Raw genomic sequence first — 17,064 nt, 5'->3', positions numbered from 1 at the left:
GCCTGTCGAACCATGCAAACCGTTCGTGGTGCGCCTGTCCGTTCGTGGTGAGCCTGTCGAACCATGCAAACCGTTCGTGGTGAGCCTGTCGAACCATGCAAACCGTTCGTGGTGCGCCTGTCCGTTCGTGGTGAGCCTGTCGAACCATGCAAACCGTTCGTGGTGAGCCTGTCGAACCATGAACGGCCACGTCCCCCAATCCTTCCCTCTGCATTCCCGTTCCAAGCCATGAAGCATCCATTCACCTTCCGCACCCGTTCCCTGCTGGCCGCCGCGCTGCTGGGCATCGGCCTGGCCAGCCACGCCGCGCCGCCCGACCATTCCGGCACGCTCACGCTGCTGCTGCCCACCGAGCCCACCGCGCTGGTCACGGTGAGCAATGTCGCCACGCCGATCCTGAGCGTCAGCGCCAAGGTCACCGAAGGCCTGCTCAAGTACGACTACGGCGTCAACCCGCAGCCGCAGCTGGCCACGAAGTGGAGCATCAGCCCCGACGGCCTGACCTATACCTTCCACCTGCGCCAGGGCGTCAAGTGGCATGACGGGCGCGAGTTCACCTCGGCCGACGTGGCCTTCTCCATCGACCTGCTCAAGAAGATCCACCCGCGCGGGCGCAACACCTTCGCCAACGTCAGCGGCATCGACACGCCGGACAAGCACACGGCCATCATCCGCCTGTCCAAGCCCGCGCCCTATCTGATCCGCGCGCTGGTGGCGTCCGAGACCCCGATCGTGCCCAAACACCGGTACGAAGGCACGCCGGCCCAGTCCAACCCCAACAACAACGCGCCCGTGGGCACGGGCCCGTTCAGGTTCAAGGAATGGGTGCGCGGCAGCCACATCGGCTATGAGCGCAACGCCGATTACTGGGACAAGCCCAAGCCCTATGTCGACCAGCTGATCGTGCGCTTCGTCGGCGCCCCGGCGGCCGCGGCGGTGGCCTTCGAGACCGGCACCGTGGATCTGGGCTACCGCACGCCCGTGCCGCTGGCCGATCTCGAGCGCCTGAAGAAGATTCCCACGCTGCGCTTCGAGACCAAGGGCAACAGCTATTCGCACAATGTCACGCGCCTGGAGTTCAACCTCGACAACGAGTACTTCAAGAACGACAAGGTGCGCCAGGCGGTGGCGCATGCGCTGGACCGCAACGTGATCGTCAAGGTCGTGAACTACGGCTACGGCAAGGTCAGCTACTCGCCGATCGCGCCGGGCCTCGCCGCCTACCACGACCCCGCGCCCTCGCCCTATGCGTACGACCTGAAGAAGGCCAACGCGCTGCTCGATGAAGCCGGCTACCCGCGCAAGGCCGGCGGCGTGCGCTTCGCGCTGCCGCTGGACTTCAACCCGATCAGCGCCGAAGGCACGCGCCTGCCCGACTACATCCGCACCGCGCTGGCACGCATCGGCATCGCCGTGACGGTGCGCGCCCAGGACCCGAGCGCCTTCATCAAGCGCATCTACACCGACCGCGACTTCGCGTTCACCACCAATGGCGCGAGCAACCTGTTCGACCCCACGGTGGGCGTGCAGCGGCTGTACTGGTCGAAGAACTTCATCAAGGGCGTGCCTTTCTCCAATGGCACGCACTACAACAGCCCCGTGGTCGACAAGCTGCTGGAAGACGCGGCCGTCGAGAACGACCCGGTCAAACGCAAGAAGCTGTTCAAGGACTTCCAGGACCAGGTGGCGCGCGACGTGCCGGACCTGAACCTCTACCAGCCCGAGTTCATCACCATTGCGAACCAGCGCGTGCACGACCATTCGCTCACCGCCGATGGCGTCGAGTCGAACCTGGCCGATGTCTGGTTGGAACCGAAGAAGTAAGCGCCTGCGCCTGGCGGATGCGGGTCCGCCCGGTGTTCATCGGCGCGAAGACGGGAGGGAGTGGCGCTGAAACCAAGCTGTCATAAATACGAAATACAGCAAAAGTAACATTTGCGTACATCGTTTCTTCCCAGCTGTCATGCGCGATCTCCCCGAGTACCTCAGCGGCGTCCGGCCGCGCTTTCGCCAGCCCAGTGCCGCCGATCTGTGCATCGAGGTGCCGAGCATGGCGCCCGACGAGACCAATGAAAAGGTCATGGAGGTCTTCGGCCGGCACAAGGACCTGGTGAGCCTTCCCGTGGTCGAAGGCCAAAAGCCCATCGGCCTCATCAGCCGCAGCATCTTCCTGTCGCAGATGAGCAAGCAGTTCCGCAACGAGCTGTATGGCAGGAAGAGCTGCATTGCGTTCATGGACAAGGAGCCGCTGGTCGTCGACGCCGCCCTCGACATCGACGCGCTGACGCGCAAGACCGTCGAATACGGCGAGAAGGCGCTGACCGATGGCTTCATCATCACGCGCGACGGCGCATTCGCGGGTACCGGCAACGGCTTGCAGCTGATGCGCGTGGTCGCCGACATGCAGGCCTCGCGCAACCGCCAGATCATGCACAGCATCGAATATGCGAGCGTGATCCAGCGCTCGACGCTGCGCAGTTCCCTGGAGGCCCTGGCGCGCGCCTGCCCGCAGGCGCATCTGGTGTGGGAGCCGCGCGACATCGTGGGCGGCGATTTCTACCAGTTCTGCACCGCCGAAGACGGCTGGTTCGCCACCGTCGCCGACTGCACTGGCCACGGCGTGCCGGGTGCGTTCATGACGCTGATCGCGTCCACCAGCCTGAGCCAGGCGATCGAGCAGAACGGCCCCAAGGACCCGGCCGGGCTGCTGGGCCATGTCAACCGCAGCATCAAGCAGATGCTGGGCCAGGTCGACGGCCAGGACGACACGCCGGGGTCGGACGACGGCATGGATGCGGCCTGCTTCTGGTTCGAGCCCGCGAGCGGCCAGCTGGTGTTTGCGGGTGCGCGGCTGACGATGTTCGTGCTGCGCCCCGGTGCCGACGGCGTGGAGATGCTCGACGGCCAGCGCCAGGGCGTGGGCTATGTCGACAGCGATTTCAACTACGTGTGGCGCAACCAGGAACTGCAGCTGCCCGCGGGCAGCCTGGTGTTCGTGAGCACCGACGGATTGATCGACCAGATCGGCGGGCCGCGCGGCATTGCCTTCGGCAAGCGCCGGGTGCGCGAACTGCTGCGCGAACACCACGCCCACACCCCGGCGCAGGTCAATGCCGCGCTGGTGGAGGCCCTGCGCGACTGGCAGGGCGAGCAGCCGCGCCGCGACGACCTGACCTTCTTTTGCTTCCGAACCTGAGCCCTGCCCGCCATGCCCTCCCCGCTGATTGCCGAAAAGTACGGCGCCTTCTTCCACCTGGCGCGCCAGCACCAGGTCATCTTCTACTACGTCGGCTACTTCTCGCAGCACATCGTGGCCGCGATGGCCGATGCGGTGAAGCTGCAACTCGAAGTCGCGGGCGTGCCCGCGCCCACGCGGCGCAAGCTGTTCTCGTCGTTTGTCGAGATGGCGCAGAACATCATCCATTACTCGGCGGATGCGCTGACCCCGCCGAGCCAGAACAACGGCGAGCTGCGCCACGGCTCGGTGTGCATCCGCCGCGAGGCCGACGGCAGCTTCCTGCTGCTGTGCGCCAACCCGATCGCGCCGCCGGTGGCCGAGGAACTGCGCGTGAAGCTCGGGGCGCTGCGCAACATGACGCTGGACGAAATCAAGCAGGCCTACCGCCAGACGCTGCGCGAGGACACGCCCGAAGGCAGCAAGGGCGCGGGCATGGGATTTCTCACCGTGGCCCGGGATGCAAGCCAGCCCCTGGAGTTCGATTTCGACACCGCTGACGCTTCGGGCGACTCGCCGGTCTTCTACCTGAAGGCCGCCATCTAGGCCCGCCCCGCCCGCCAACGCAGCAAGATTGCCCATGGAAAACCTCTACATCGCCCCCACGCCCAGCTCTCCCGAGGTGGATTTCCAGTTCGACGCGCGCAGCCTGAGCCTGCGCGGCGAGTCCTATCCCGAGAACGCCGCGGCTTTCTATGGCGACATCATTGCGCGCCTCAAGGCGTTTCTTGCGGCGCAGTCGGGCAGCGCGCTGGAAGTGCACATCGCGCTGGCCTACTTCAACAGCTCCAGCACCAAGATGCTGTTCAACCTGATCGAGGCGCTGAGCAATGCCGCCGAGGACGGCAACCCGGTGCGCCTGAACTGGTACCACGATGAAGAAGACGACACGATTCTCGAATTCGGCCAGGAGCTGAGCGAGGATTTCCCGGCCATCGACTTCGTCACCCGCGCGGTGGGAGGTGCCTGAATGGCCTGCGCCGACGCCGGGCCCGTGCCCGATCTGTTCGATGCCGAGAACCAGGCGCTGCAGGCCGCGAAGTCGGCGCATGCGGCCGCCGCGCCAGCGCCGGGCGGCGAGGCGCTGGCCGACCTGATCGTCGCCTACGAGCGGCTGCTGCGCGAGACGCGCCGGCTGGTGCGGCGCAGCGACAAGGCGGAGCTGGAGATGAACCAGCTGAACACGCGGCTGCAAGACCTCGCGGCCGAGCTGGAGCACCGCGCCAACCACGATCCGCTCACCGGCGTGCTCAACCGCGCGGCGATCATCGACCGCGTGAACCGCATGTTCGCGCACCAGGACCTGGCGCTGATCGTGCTCGACATCGACCACTTCAAGCGCATCAACGACAGCTTCGGCCATCCCATGGGCGACCGCGTGATCCTGGGCGTGGTGGCCTGCCTGCAGGCCGTCGTGCCCGCGTCCGCCCACGTCGGCCGCGTGGGCGGCGAGGAGTTCACCGTCGCCCTGCCGCGGCACAGCGGCGCCGAGTCCGAGCAGGTGGCGCAGGCGCTGCGGCGCGCCATCGAGAACCATGCGTTCAATCTGCCCGACGGCAGCCGCGTCACCGCCAGCTTCGGCGTCTGCTGGGCCGGCGCGGGCGGCGATTTCGACAGCGCCTACGGGCTGGCCGACGAGGCCTTGTTCATCGCCAAGCGCGCGGGCCGCAACCAGGTCCGGCAGGCAGCCGCCTGCCTGCATGCCGCCGAGCATGTGGTCTGAACCTGCACCGGGCCCGCGTGCCGTGCCCGGCGCGCGCGTGGCCGCGCCCGACGATACGCCCGCCTGGCGCGTGCTGGTGGTCGACAACGACCCCGACGTGCATGCCGCGACCTGCGCCGCGCTCGAAGGCCAGCTGCTGTTCGGACGCCCGCTGGTGTTCATGCATGCGTTCTCCGGCGACGAGGCGCGCGCCCTGCTGCTGCGCGAACACGACCTGGCCATGGTGCTGATCGACGTGGTGTCCGAGCCCGGCAGCTCGGGGCTGGAACTGGTCGATTTCATCCGCCACAGCGCGGGCCTGGGCAACACCCGCATCGTGCTGCGCACCGGCCGGCCCGGGCAGGTGCCCGATCTCGAGACACTGCTGCGCTACGACATCAACGACTACCGCACCAAGGCCGAGCTGACGCGCGACCGGCTGCTGGCGATGGTCGTCACCGCCGTGCGCTCCTACAAGCAGCTGTGCGCGGTGCACGCCAGCGCCTACCACGACCCGCTGGTCAATCTGCCCAACCGCGCGCACTTCATCGACCGCGTCAATGCCTGTGAACAGCGCGGGCTCGACGACCATATGGTGGCCTTGATCGACATCGACGATTTCAGCGCGACCAACGACATGATGGGCCACCATTTTGGCGACCGCCTGCTTGAACAGGTCGCACGCCGCCTCGAAAGCTCGCTGCCCGCGGGCGTGCTGCTGGCGCGGCTGGGCGCGGACACGTTCGCGGTGCTGGGCCCGGTGCCGCAGGTACAGCCCCGGCGCCTGCTGGAGTGCGTGCGCCAGCCATTGCATTTCGAGGGCGTGGCGCACAAGGTGTCGCTGACCTGCGGCTATGTGCTGCTGCCCAAGGCGCCGCAACCGGGCGCCGATCTGATCAAGGATGCGACGATTGCGCTCAAGCGCGCCAAACGCGACCACCGCGGCCAATACCTGCAATATGCCGACCAGATGGGCACCGAGGCGCGTGCGCGCGCGCGGCTGCTGTCGGAGCTGCGCGATGCCATCGAGAAGCAGCAGCTGTTCCTGGTGTACCAGCCGCAGCTCGAGCTCGGCACGCGCCAGGTCACCGGGCTCGAGGCGCTGCTGCGCTGGCGCACCGAGGACCAGCGCTTCATTCCGCCAGACCAGTTCATTCCCGTGGCCGAGCATTCGGGCCTGATCGTGGCGCTGGGACAATGGGTGCTGGAGACCGCCTGCGCGACCATGCGCGAACTGCTTGACGCCGGGCTGGCGCCGCGGCGCATGGCGGTCAATGTCTCGACCGTGCAGTTGCGCGACCCGGGCTTCTTCGACCTGGTGTGCGCGGCGCTCGCGGCGCACGGCTTGCAGGGGCGGCATCTGGAACTGGAGATCACCGAATCGGTGGCGGCGCTTCCGACCCAGCTGCTGGACCTCACGCTCTGCGCCTTGCGCGCCGAGGGCATCTCGATTGCCATCGATGACTTTGGCACCGGCTATTCATCGCTGAGCTATCTCGAACGCCTGCCGCTGGACCGCATCAAGATCGACCGCTCCTTCACGCGCCAGCTTGGCGATCCGCATGGCGCGCGCATCGCCGAAATGGTCGCGCAACTGGGACGCAAGCTGGGCTTGAGCGTGCTGGCCGAGGGCATAGAGGATGCGGCCGCCTGGCATGCGCTGCGCGCCATGGGCTGCCACGAAGGCCAGGGCTACCATATCGCCCGGCCCATGGACAAGGCGGCGCTGCTGCCCTGGCTGGGGCAGCATGCCCACCTGCAAGCCGCCTGAGCGCCGCGGGCTGCGTGCCCCGGGCTGCGCGCCCCGAGCTTCAGGCTGCGCGGCGCTGCTGCGCGCCGGGCACGGCGGCAATCAGGCTGCGCGTGTAGGCGTGCTGCGGCCGCTGCCAGATGTCCTCGTGGCTGCCGGACTCGACGATCCGGCCCTGGTGCATCACCAGCACCCGGTCGGCAAAGTAACGCACCACCGACAGGTCGTGCGAGATGAACAGATAGGACAGCCCGAAGTCCTCCTTGAGCTCGACCAGCAGGTTCAGGATCTGCGCCTGCACCGACACATCGAGTGCCGACACCGGCTCGTCCAGCACCACCAGCGCGGGCCGCACGATCAGCGCGCGCGCGATGCCGATGCGCTGGCGCTGGCCGCCCGAGAACTCGTTCGGGTAGCGCGCCGCGGCATCGGCCGGCAGGCCCACGCGCTCGAGCATCGCCGCGATGCGCTGGCGGCGCTCCTCGCGCTGCGCCACGCCATGCACGCGCAGCACGCTGTCGAGGATGTCGAACACGCTGCGCCGCGGATTGAGCGAGGCATACGGGTCCTGGAACACCATCTGGATGCGCGGGCGCCAGGGCTTGAGCGCGCGCGCGTCGAGCGCCGCGATATCGGTGCCATCGAGCACGATGCGCCCGCTGTCGGGATCGAGCAGGCGCAGCAGCGTGCGCGACAGCGTCGACTTGCCGCAGCCCGACTCGCCGACCAGACCCAGCGTCTCGCCCGGCGCGATGTCGAACGACACGCCATCGACCGCGTGCACCACGCCGCCGGCGCGCGTGGCATAGCTGGTGCGCAGCTCCTGCACCGACAGCAGCGCGGTGTTGGCAGCCGGCGCAGCCCGCCGCGCGGGCGCCACGGGCCGGTGCAGCGTGAAACGGCGCTCGCGCGTCGCCGCATCGGTGGCCACGCGGATCTCGGGCAGGCGCTCGGCGGTGTAATGCAGTTCGCGGCCGCCATGCAGCGAGGCGCCCAGCAGCCCGCGCGTATAGGCATGGCCGGGCGCGGCAAACAGCTGTGCCGTGGCCGCCTCCTCCACTTTTTCGCCGCCGTACATCACGGCCACGCGGTCGGCCCATTGCGCCACCAGGCCCAGGTCATGGGTGATCAGCAGCAGCGCCATGTCGAACTCGCGGCGCAGGCCGTCGAGCAGCTCGAGGATCTGCGCCTGCACCGTCACGTCGAGCGCGGTGGTCGGCTCGTCGGCCACCAGCAGCCGCGGGCGGCAGGCCATGGCCATCGCAATCATCACGCGCTGGCGCTGGCCGCCCGAGAGGTGGTGCGGAAAGTCGCCCAGGCGGCGCTGCGGCTCGGGAATGCGCACCAGGTCGAGCAGCTCGACGGCGCGCCGGCGCGCGGCCGCCGCGGACAGGGGCTCGTGCTGGCGCAGTGTTTCCACGATCTGCGCGCCGATGCTGTGCACCGGGTTCAGCGAGGTCATCGGCTCCTGGAACACCATGGCGATGTCGCGCCCGCGCAGCGCGCGCAGCGCGGCCGGCGCCATGGCCAGGATGTCGCGCCCGTCGAACAGGATGTTGCCGCGCAGCGTGGCGCCCGGCGCCAGCAGCCGCAGGATCGACAGCGCCGTCGTCGATTTGCCGCAGCCCGATTCGCCCACCAGTGCCAGCGTTTCGCCGCGCTGGATCTGCAGGTCGAGCCCGCGCACCGCCTGGATGGGGCCGTGCGCGCCGCGGAACTGGATGTCGAGGCCGCGGATATCGAGCAGCGGCGCGGGGGGAGCAAGGAGTTCGGGTGCCATGTCAGCGGTTGCGCAGTCGGGGGTTGAGGGCATCGTTGAGGCCTTCGCCCACGAGATTGAGCGCCAGCACCGTCAGCACGATGGCCGTGCCGGGCAGCGCGCACAGGTACCACGAGGTGCGCAGCAGTTCGCGGCCCTCGCCGATCATGCTGCCCCAGCTCACGGTGTTCGGATCGCCCATGCCCAGGAAGGACAGCGCCGATTCGATCAGGATGGCGCTGGCCACCAGCACCGAGGTGGTCACGATGACCGGCGGCAGCGCGTTGGGCAGCATCTCCTGCAGCATGATGCGCAGGTGGCCGAAGCCCTGGCTGCGCGCGGCCAGCACGAACTCCATCTCGCGCAGCGTGCGGAACTCGGCGCGCACCAGGCGCGCGATCACCGGCCACGAAGCCAGGCCGATGGCCAGCACGATCACCGCCATCGACGGCTGGCCGATGGCCACCACCACGATCACGAACAGGAACGAGGGCATGGTCTGGAACAGCTCGGTGATGCGCACCAGCACATCGTCGACGCGGCCGCCGAAATAGCCGGCCGTGGCGCCGACCACGATGCCGATCAGCAGGCTCAGCACCGCGGCCACCACGCCCACCGACAGCGACATGCGCGCGCCATGCGCAATGCCGGCCAGCACGTCGCGGCCCATCGAATCGCTGCCCAGCGCAAACCCCGGGTCCTGCCCGGGCCACAGCAGCGGCGTGGCCACCATGTCCAGCGGATCGCCCGGAAACAGCCAGGGCGCGAGCAGCGCCATGGCCAGCACGGCCAGCAGGAATACCACCGCGCCTACGGCTGCGGCATTGCGCGCAAAGGCATGCAGCGCGGCGCTGCGCCCGGCATGGGGCGTGGGCACCGCGGCGGCGGCCGGCCCGGCGCGCCGCAGGCGGCGCCAGAGCGTGGGCAGCGCCGGCGCGGGGCGCGCGTCGGTCACGGGAAAGGGAGTGGACATGGAAGGGTTCTCGAATGAATTCAGCGCAGCTGGATGCGCGGGTCGAGCCAGGCATGCAGCAGATCGACCAGCATGTTGGCCAGGATCACCAGCAGCGAGGACAGCAGCAGGATGCCCAGCAGCACGGTGTAGTCGCGCGCCATCACCGACTCGAAGGCCAGCCGGCCCAGGCCGGGCCAGCTGAACACCGTCTCGACCACCACCGCGCCGCCCAGCAGCGTGCCGAAGTGCATGCCCGCCACCGTGGTCACGGGAATCAGCGCATTGCGCAGCACATGGCCCAAAGTGACGCGCAGCGGATGCAAGCCCTTGGCCATCGCGGTGCGCACGAAGTCCTGGCGGCTGACTTCGAGCATCGAGGCGCGCGTGAGCCGCGCGAAGATCGCGACATAGAAGCCCGACATGGCCAGCGCCGGCAGCACCAGGTGGCGCAGGCGGTCGACCAGGCTGTCCCAGCCCGTCATCTGCACGCCGATGCTGGCGCTGCCGCCCGTGGGCAGCCATCCCAGGTGCACCGAGAACAGCACCACCGCCATCAGGCCGAGCCAGAAGCTGGGCGTCGAATACAGCAGCAGCGCCAGCACCGACAGCACGCGGTCCGGCCAGCGCCCGACGCGGCTCGCCATCAGGCTGCCCAGCAGCACGCCCGCCACCAGCGCCGTGCCCAGCGCGGCCAGCATCAGCAGCAAGGTATTGGGCAGCCGCGAGGCAATCAGTTCGGTGACGGGCAGGTTGTAGCGCGGCGAGGTGCCGAGGCTGAAATGCGCGAGGTTGTCGAGGTAGGCGCCCAGTTGCTCGAGCACCGGCAGGTCCAGGCCGAAATGGCTGCGCAGCTGCGCCATGGACTCGGCCGTGGCCGAGCCCGATTCGGCGGCAATGACATCGGCCGCATCGCCGGGCACCAGTTGCAGCAGGCAGAAATTGAGGATGACCACGCCAATCACGGTCGGCACGGCCTGCCATAAGGTGCGCCGCAGAACCCGGCCGGCTTTGAGAAGATTCATGGGAAAGGGGTGCCTTGGAAAACGCAAATCGGCTGCGTCCGCCAGCATAGGAGCGCCGCCCGGGCGCGCGCAACGAACGAAACCGAGTAAGCAAAATCGGTTTTTCCCGCATCGGTGTCCGGCACGATCGTCGCTAGCATTGCCGCCATGCAACGCTTCACCATTTCCCTGCAAGACCGCCTGGCCCAGGAATTCGACGCCTACATGGCGCGCACGGGCCACAGCAATCGCTCCGAGGCCATCCGCGACCTGCTGCTCACGCACCTGGGGCAGCAACGCGAGGCGGCGCAGGCCATGGGTCCCTGCGTGGCCAATCTGTCGTATGTCTACGACCACCACGAGCGCGAGCTGTCCGAGCGCCTGGCGCGGCTCCAGCATGCGCACCACCACCTGACCATTGCCACGACCCATGTGCACCTCGACCACTCGCGCTGCCTGGAGACGGTGATGCTCAAGGGACCGGCCGAGCAGGTGCGCCAGTTCGCCAACCAGTTGATGGCGGAGCGCGGCGTGCACCATGGGCAACTGAACGTCGTCATGGGCAGCGACGCAGCCGATACGCACCAGCATCGACACGCCTGAGGCCGGCGCGCGCACCGCGCGCGTGCGCCCGCACTGCAACGGTGCGTCCGGCGGGCGCATTGGCTGGTATGAAGTTTGCTCAAAAGTTCATACATGCCCTTTCCTACCGCCTTCCCGCCCTGCCGCCGCGCGCGGCTCACTTGCGCCTTCGTTCTCTGCCTGCCCCTGGCCGCTGCAGCGCAGGAACTCGACGCCATCACCGTCAAGGGCCAGGCGCTTGAAACCAGCCGCGCCGCCTACTCGGTGCCCACGCTGGGCCGCGAGGACATCCAGGCCGCGGCGGTCTCCGAAGTCGAGGCCTTGTGGCGCCAGGTGCCGGGCATGCATGTCAACGACTACCAGCTCAGCGGCGTCGCCAACAGCGTGGTGCTGCGCGGTTTCGGCGGCGGCGGGCATGGCGGCGACATCGCGGCCACGCTGGATGGCATCTCGCTCAACGAGGCCATGTCGCATGCCGATGGCTACTTCGACTTGAACGTGGTCGTGCCGCTGGAGCTCGAGGAAGTCGCGGTGCACCAGGGCCCGGTCTCGGTGCTGCAGGGCAACTTCAACCGCGCCGGGCTGATCGAGCTGCGCACGCGCCGCAGCGGCGAATACCGCGATGTCGCGCTGCAGGCCGGCAGCCATGGCACGCGCGATGCCCAGGCCGCGCTGGGCCTGCGCCTGGGCGCGGCCAGCGAGCTGTTCGTTGCCGCGCAGCATGCGCGCGGCAACGGCACGCGGCCCGATGCCGGTTACGAGCGCAGCACGCTCAGCGCGCGCTGGCAGCACCAGCTCGATGCGCGCCTGCGCGTGGCGCTGTCGGGGCGCCTGCATGCGGCCGATGGCGACTCGCCCGGCTATCTGGGCCTCGCGCAGTGGCGCCTCGATCCCCAGGGCAAGGACCCGCGCGTGGCGGGCGATGGCGCGCAAAAGCACTTCAAGACACTGCGCCTGGATGTGAACTACGACCTGGACAACGACACGCGCCTGCTGGCCTATGCCTACGGCACGCAACAGGATTTCGTGCGCTGGTTCACGCGCCCGCGCGGCGGCCGCTGGGCGCAGCGCGAGGAGCGCTATGACCGCAGCGTTTCCGGCACCGGCCTGAACCTGAGCGGCGATGCGCGCTGGGCCGGCGGCCCGGCACAGTGGACGCTGGGCCTCGAAGCGCTGCGCGAATCCACCGGCTACGGCTATTGGGACGATCTGCAAAACCGCCAGCGCAGCGCGCCGGCCATCAGCAACCGCCAGGCCACGCTGGACAATGCCGCGGTATTTGCGCAGCTGGCCTGGCAGCCGCATCCGCTGCTCCAGCCCAGCCTGGGCCTGCGCCGCGACCGCTTCACCGGCGATTGCGAGCGGCTGGGCGCCGAGACCGGCAGCGATCCCTGCACGCGCATGCAGCCGGTGGCGCATACCAGCCCCAAGCTGGGCATCAGCGCCCAGGTGCATGAGCGCGTGGCGCTGCGCGCGAGCTGGAGCGAAGGCTTCGCGCTGCCCGGCAACTTCGCCAAATATGCGCTGGGCGCCGCGCAGCTCGACCCGAACATCTTCCGCCAGACCGAAGTCGGCTTGCAATGGCGCGCCAGCCACAAGCTGTGGCTCGACCTGGCGCTGTACCGCATGGCCTCGAGCCAGGAAATCCGCAACGTCGCGCCCGGCATCTACGAGAACTTCGGCCAGACGCTGCGCGAGGGTGCCGAACTCCTGGCCCTCTGGACCCCCGTCAACGCCGTCGAGTTGCGCTGGAACTATGGCCGCGCCGCGTCGCGCGTGACGCAGAACGCCAATGCCGCGCTGATCGGCCGCCAGGTCGCGGGCGTGCCCAGCTACACCAGCACGCTGCAGGCGCGCTGGCGCATGAATGCCGACTGGGCAGTGCAAGGCGCGCTGCGCCATGTGGGCCGCATGGCGGTCGATGCCGCCAACACCGTTTCCAACCCGGCCTATCACGTCGCCGATCTGGGCCTGCAGTACCGCCTGCCGGCCTCAACCGGCCTGGCCGACGGCACGCTGAGCGTGACGCTGCGCAACCTGGCCGACAAGGCCTATGCGTCCAGCATGTCCGTGATCGGCGGCGAAGTGCTGGTCGCCCCGGGTGCGCCGCGCACGCTGCTGCTGGGACTGACTTTCTCGCTTTGACAAGGGAACAACGACATGCAGACCCTCACCTTGCTCGCGCGCCGCGCGCGCCATGCCGCGCTGTGCAGCGCCGCCTTGCTGGCCGGCGCGGCCCTGGCGCACAACGTCTGGCTCGAACCCGATGCCCAGGGCGGCTATCTGATCCAGTTTGGCGGCCATGCAGGCCAGCTCGAAGCCTTTGCGCCCGAGAAGCTGCAAAGCGTGCGCGCCTTCGACCGGCGCGGGCGCAGCACCGAGGCACGCGTCGCGCCGGCCGCGCAAGGACTGCGCGTGCTGCCCGCGCCCGAGGCGGCCCTGATTGCCGTCGAACTCGACAATGGCTTTTTCAGCGGCAGCGCGGGCGGCGCGATGCGCAACCTGCCCATGGACCACAATCCCGGCGCCACGCGCGGCGTGCATGCGCGCAAGTTCCACAAGACGGTGATCGTGTGGAACGCGCTCACCCAGCGCGATATCGGCCAGGCCTTCGAGATCACGCCGCAGCAGGGCCGCGCGCCGCATGCAGGCGACTGGCTGGAACTGCAGGTGCAGTTGCAGGGCAAACCGCTGGCGGGCGCGCGCGTGAGCCTGGGCGAAAACGGCCCCCCGGCCACCACCGACGCCCAGGGCCGCGCGCGCCTCCAGACCGTGCGCGGCACCAACCATGTACAGGCCATCTTCCGCCAGCCGGTGGCGGGAGATGCCCAAATCACCGAAAGAAGCTACGAAGCCCTATTGAGCTTCGCCGTGCATTGACGCCTTATTTTTCCGGCACGAACTGGTAGCCGTCGCCCTGCTTGCGGATACGGCCCAGCGCCGGCAGCGGGAAGTGGAAGCCGCCGACCAGGCCGCCCTCCTGCGCCATGCGCGCCAGCAGCGCGTGGCGCGTGGCGCGGGCCTGCGCCGGGTCCATGTCGAACTGCACCTGCCAGTCGGGGTTGCGCACGAACAGCGCCGGGAAATGCGCGGCATCGCCCAGATAGGTGAAGCGTTCGTTGCCCGAGCGCAGTGCGAGCGCCGTATGGCCCGGCGAGTGGCCGAAGGCGGCAATGCTCTCGATGCCGCCGACCACGGCCATGCCGGGCTCGAACAGGCGCAGCTGGTCGGCCGGATAGTCCTGGAACACGCGTTGCACCGCCATGAAGCCGGCGCGCGCGGCCTCGGGCGCGGCGTTGCGCCGGTCGGCATCGAGCCAGAACGCATGCTCGGGCGCGGGCACATAGACCAGCGCCTGCGGAAACACCAGGCTGCCGTCCTTGCGGCGCAGGCCGTTGATGTGGTCGCCGTGCAGATGGCTCAGCACCACGGCGTCGATGGACTCGGGGTCGATGCCCGCAGCGCGCATGTGCTTCACGAGCTGGCCCGTGCCCGGCGGGCCGTTGTCGGCAAAGCCGGTATCGAGCAGATAGCGCTTGCCCTCGGTTTCCAGCACGAAGCAGGTGTAGGGCACATCGATGTAGTCGGTGGGCAGGTCCTGCGCCGCCAGCGTGGCCTTTACCTGGGCCAGCGTGGCGTTGCGCACGAAGCCCTCGGCCAGCGGCCTGCGGCCCACGCCGTCGCTCAGCGCCACCACGCGCGCGTTGCCGACCTTGCGGCGCACGAATCCCGGCGCGCCGCCGGGCGCGCTGGCAGGCGCTGGCGTGTTCGCGCAGCCCGTGATGCCCGCGGCCGCAGCCACGCTACCCGCTCCCCAGACCAGCCATTGACGGCGTGTTGCTTGCATAGTCGATCATCCTCGTAGGTGCAGACAAAGAAACGCCCGGCTCCCGCAGAACGGGCTCGGGCCCTGATGGCGGCCGCCCTCGCGGGCAAACCCTGTGCCGGGCCAATGTAGCACTCCGTAGACTGGCGCACCGATTTTCGACGCATGGAAACTTTGATGACTGCACCCCTCGACACCACGCTGGACCGCCGCCAATGGCTGCAATTCGCACTGGCCGGCAGCCTGGGCGCGGCGCTGAACCCGGCGCTGGCCCAGGCCGGCTATCCCAGCAAGGCCATTCGCCTGGTCATCCCGTTCACGCCCGGCGGCTCGGCCGATATCCTCGGCCGCGCCATCGGCCACGAACTCACGCTGGCCTGGGGCCAGTCGGTGGTGCCGGAGAACATCGCGGGCGCGGGCGGCAGCATCGGCGCCGACCGCGTGGCCAAGGCCGCGCCCGATGGCCATACGCTGCTGATGGGCCATGTCGGCACGCTGGCCATCACGCCCGGGCTGTATCCCAGGCTGCCCTACGACCCGGTCAAGAGCTTCACGCCGATTGCCTGGGTCGCGCGCGTGCCCAACGTGCTGGTGGTGCATCCGTCGCTGCCGGTCAAGGACCTGGCCTCGTTCATTGCCTACGCCAGGGCCAACCCCGGCAGGATCAACTACAGCTCGGGCGGCAACGGCAGCGCCGCGCACATGACCATGGCCTATCTGGCGCAGCAGACCGGCATCGACATGCAGCATGTGCCCTACAAGGGCACGGCACCGGCCGTCAACGACCTGGTCGCGGGCCAGGTGCAGGCCCTGTTCACCGGCGTTCCCGCGGTGCTGGCGCAACTGCGCGCGGGCCAGATCAAGGCGCTGGCGGTGTCATCGCCGCAGCGCGTTGCCGTTCTGCCAGAGGTGCCGGCGGTGGCCGAGACGCTGCGCGGCTTCGAAGCCGACCAGTGGTATGGCGTGGTCGGCCCGGCCGGCATGCGCGCGGAACTCGTGGCGCGCATCAATGCGCAGATCAACGCCGCGCTCAAGAGCCCCGCCATTCTCGAGCGGCTGCAGGCCGAAGGGGCGCAGCCCATGCCCAGCAGCCCCGCGGTCTTCGGCCAGCTGATTGCCAAGGACCTCGCGCGCTGGGGCAAGGTCATCAAGGACAGTCACATGACGCTTTGAGGCTGGCGCCGCAGCCAGCCCAGGCCGGCGCTGGTCGCGCCCGCGGGCAGGTATTCGCAGCCGACCCAGCCCGCGTAGCCCAGCTCGTCGAGCAGCGCAAACAGATAGGGATAGTGGATCTCGCCGACATCGGGCTCATGGCGCCCGGGCACGCCCGCGATCTGCAGGTGGCCGACGCGGCCGCCGGGCAGGTACTGGCGCAGCTTCATGGCCAGGTCGCCTTCGCCGATCTGGCAGTGGTAGAGATCCATCTGCACCTGCACGTTGGCCGCGCCGATCTCGGCCAGCAGCGCATGCGCCTGGGCCTGGCGCTGCAGGAAATAGCCGGGCATGTCGCGGCCGTTGATCGGCTCGATCATCAGCGTGACGCCCAGCGGCGCGGCCAGCGCCGCCGCCAGGCGCAGATTGGCGACATAAGTGGCATGCGCGCCGTCGATGCACCCCGGCACGATGCCGGCCATCACATGGATGCGCGGGCAGTTCAGCTGCTGCGCATAGTGCAGCGCCTGTTCGATGCCGGCGCGGAATTCGTCCTCGCGCCCCGCAATGCAGGCCAGCCCGCGCTCACCCGCGTCCCATTGGCCGGGCGGTGCATTGAACAGCACCTGCGCGAGGCCGTGCGCCTGCAGTTGCGCCGCCAATTGCGCGGGCGCATGCGCGTAGGGAAACAGATACTCGACGCCCTGGAAACCATCGGCCGCGGCCGCGGCAAAGCGCTCGAGGAAATCGACTTCGCGGTAGAGCATCGAAAGATTGGCGGCAAAGCGTGGCATGCGGGTCCTCGTTGGCAACCGGCCGATTATGACGACGGCGCGCAGCGACATTTTTGCTTTGCGGCTACAATGGCGCCCGTCCCTGAGCCCCGCGCTCGCGCTGCAAGCCCTGCAAATTGCCGATTTGCCGGGCTTTTGCTTTTATCAGAGGCCCTTGCCTGCTGCCCCGCGCAGCCACGGCAGGCCAAACCCCGATTTCTCCCCTGTCCGTTGCTGGCGCAGCCGCGCCTGGTGGCGGCTGCCGCACGCCCGGACAACCGGCGAACTGGCGCAAGGGGCCTTTTGACCAGCAAGGATCGACGTGTCTT

15 protein-coding genes are annotated in these 17,064 nt (G+C 68.8%); 10 read left to right on the top strand and 5 right to left on the bottom strand.

Annotation, left to right across the window (positions count from 1 at the left end):
* Positions 1 to 228: 228 nt before the first annotated feature.
* The 6 genes from HUK68_RS02605 to HUK68_RS02580 all read left to right on the top strand — a co-directional run bounded on the left by HUK68_RS02605 (position 229) and on the right by HUK68_RS02580 (position 6,708).
* Complete coding sequence (locus HUK68_RS02605; protein WP_175502812.1) at positions 229 to 1,824, top strand: ABC transporter substrate-binding protein; 1,596 nt, start codon at positions 229 to 231, stop codon at positions 1,822 to 1,824.
* A 139-nt stretch (positions 1,825 to 1,963) separates the two neighbouring features.
* Complete coding sequence (locus tag HUK68_RS02600; RefSeq protein ID WP_175502811.1) at positions 1,964 to 3,196, top strand: SpoIIE family protein phosphatase; 1,233 nt, start codon at positions 1,964 to 1,966, stop codon at positions 3,194 to 3,196.
* Positions 3,197 to 3,208: 12 nt separating this feature from the next.
* On the top strand, positions 3,209 to 3,781 hold the full coding sequence (locus HUK68_RS02595) for a SiaB family protein kinase (protein WP_175502810.1): 573 nt from the start codon (positions 3,209 to 3,211) through the stop codon (positions 3,779 to 3,781).
* A 34-nt stretch (positions 3,782 to 3,815) separates the two neighbouring features.
* Positions 3,816 to 4,205 (top strand): DUF1987 domain-containing protein, encoded by a 390-nt coding sequence (locus HUK68_RS02590; protein ID WP_175502809.1) that lies wholly within the window; start codon positions 3,816 to 3,818, stop codon positions 4,203 to 4,205.
* Positions 4,206 to 4,958 (top strand): GGDEF domain-containing protein, encoded by a 753-nt coding sequence (locus HUK68_RS02585; protein WP_175502808.1) that lies wholly within the window; start codon positions 4,206 to 4,208, stop codon positions 4,956 to 4,958.
* Positions 4,948 to 6,708 (top strand): putative bifunctional diguanylate cyclase/phosphodiesterase, encoded by a 1,761-nt coding sequence (locus tag HUK68_RS02580; protein ID WP_175502807.1) that lies wholly within the window; start codon positions 4,948 to 4,950, stop codon positions 6,706 to 6,708. Before HUK68_RS02585 ends, HUK68_RS02580 begins: the two co-directional genes overlap by 11 nt.
* Positions 6,709 to 6,748: 40 nt before the next feature.
* Here the strand turns inward: HUK68_RS02580 and HUK68_RS02575 are convergent, their stop codons facing one another.
* From HUK68_RS02575 to HUK68_RS02565, 3 genes are read right to left on the bottom strand one after another with little or no spacing between them, the layout of a single operon-like run.
* A complete protein-coding gene (locus HUK68_RS02575) occupies positions 6,749 to 8,467 on the bottom strand; it encodes an ABC transporter ATP-binding protein (protein WP_175502806.1) in 1,719 nt (572 codons plus the stop codon).
* Between the two features lies 1 nt (position 8,468).
* Positions 8,469 to 9,419, bottom strand: a complete 951-nt coding sequence (locus HUK68_RS02570; protein ID WP_175502805.1) for an ABC transporter permease — start codon at positions 9,417 to 9,419, stop codon at positions 8,469 to 8,471.
* Between the two features lie 20 nt (positions 9,420 to 9,439).
* Positions 9,440 to 10,423 (bottom strand): ABC transporter permease, encoded by a 984-nt coding sequence (locus HUK68_RS02565; protein ID WP_175502804.1) that lies wholly within the window; start codon positions 10,421 to 10,423, stop codon positions 9,440 to 9,442.
* Positions 10,424 to 10,570: 147 nt separating this feature from the next.
* Here HUK68_RS02565 and nikR point away from each other — a divergent pair, with 147 nt between their 5' ends.
* The 3 genes from nikR to HUK68_RS02550 all read left to right on the top strand — a co-directional run bounded on the left by nikR (position 10,571) and on the right by HUK68_RS02550 (position 13,864).
* Positions 10,571 to 11,005 (top strand): nickel-responsive transcriptional regulator NikR, encoded by a 435-nt coding sequence (gene nikR / locus HUK68_RS02560; protein WP_175502803.1) that lies wholly within the window; start codon positions 10,571 to 10,573, stop codon positions 11,003 to 11,005.
* A 93-nt stretch (positions 11,006 to 11,098) separates the two neighbouring features.
* Positions 11,099 to 13,129: a TonB-dependent receptor gene (locus tag HUK68_RS02555; RefSeq protein ID WP_175502802.1), complete on the top strand. Its 2,031-nt coding sequence runs from the start codon at positions 11,099 to 11,101 to the stop codon at positions 13,127 to 13,129.
* Between the two features lie 15 nt (positions 13,130 to 13,144).
* Entirely contained in the window at positions 13,145 to 13,864 is a 720-nt protein-coding gene (locus tag HUK68_RS02550) for a DUF4198 domain-containing protein (protein WP_175502801.1), read from the top strand.
* Between the two features lie 4 nt (positions 13,865 to 13,868).
* On the opposite strand, the gene HUK68_RS02545 is transcribed toward HUK68_RS02550, so the two are convergent.
* Positions 13,869 to 14,831, bottom strand: coding sequence for an MBL fold metallo-hydrolase (locus HUK68_RS02545; RefSeq protein ID WP_175502800.1), 963 nt, complete (start codon positions 14,829 to 14,831; stop codon positions 13,869 to 13,871).
* A gap of 156 nt (positions 14,832 to 14,987) precedes the next feature.
* On the opposite strand from HUK68_RS02545, the gene HUK68_RS02540 reads away from it, so the two are divergent.
* Positions 14,988 to 15,983 carry a Bug family tripartite tricarboxylate transporter substrate binding protein gene (locus HUK68_RS02540; protein WP_175502799.1) on the top strand — a complete coding sequence of 332 codons (996 nt, stop codon included), beginning with the start codon at positions 14,988 to 14,990 and terminating at the stop codon, positions 15,981 to 15,983.
* On the opposite strand, the gene otnI is transcribed toward HUK68_RS02540, so the two are convergent.
* Positions 15,968 to 16,756 carry a 2-oxo-tetronate isomerase gene (gene otnI, locus HUK68_RS02535; protein WP_175502798.1) on the bottom strand — a complete coding sequence of 263 codons (789 nt, stop codon included), beginning with the start codon at positions 16,754 to 16,756 and terminating at the stop codon, positions 15,968 to 15,970. The genes HUK68_RS02540 and otnI overlap by 16 nt on opposite strands.
* Positions 16,757 to 17,064 lie beyond the last annotated feature (308 nt).

Source organism: Comamonas antarctica (assembly GCF_013363755.1).
Taxonomy (GTDB): Bacteria; Pseudomonadota; Gammaproteobacteria; order Burkholderiales; family Burkholderiaceae_C; genus Comamonas; species Comamonas antarctica.
Note: the sequence above shows the minus strand (reverse complement) of the source record. Positions and strands in the feature narration are given on the sequence as shown.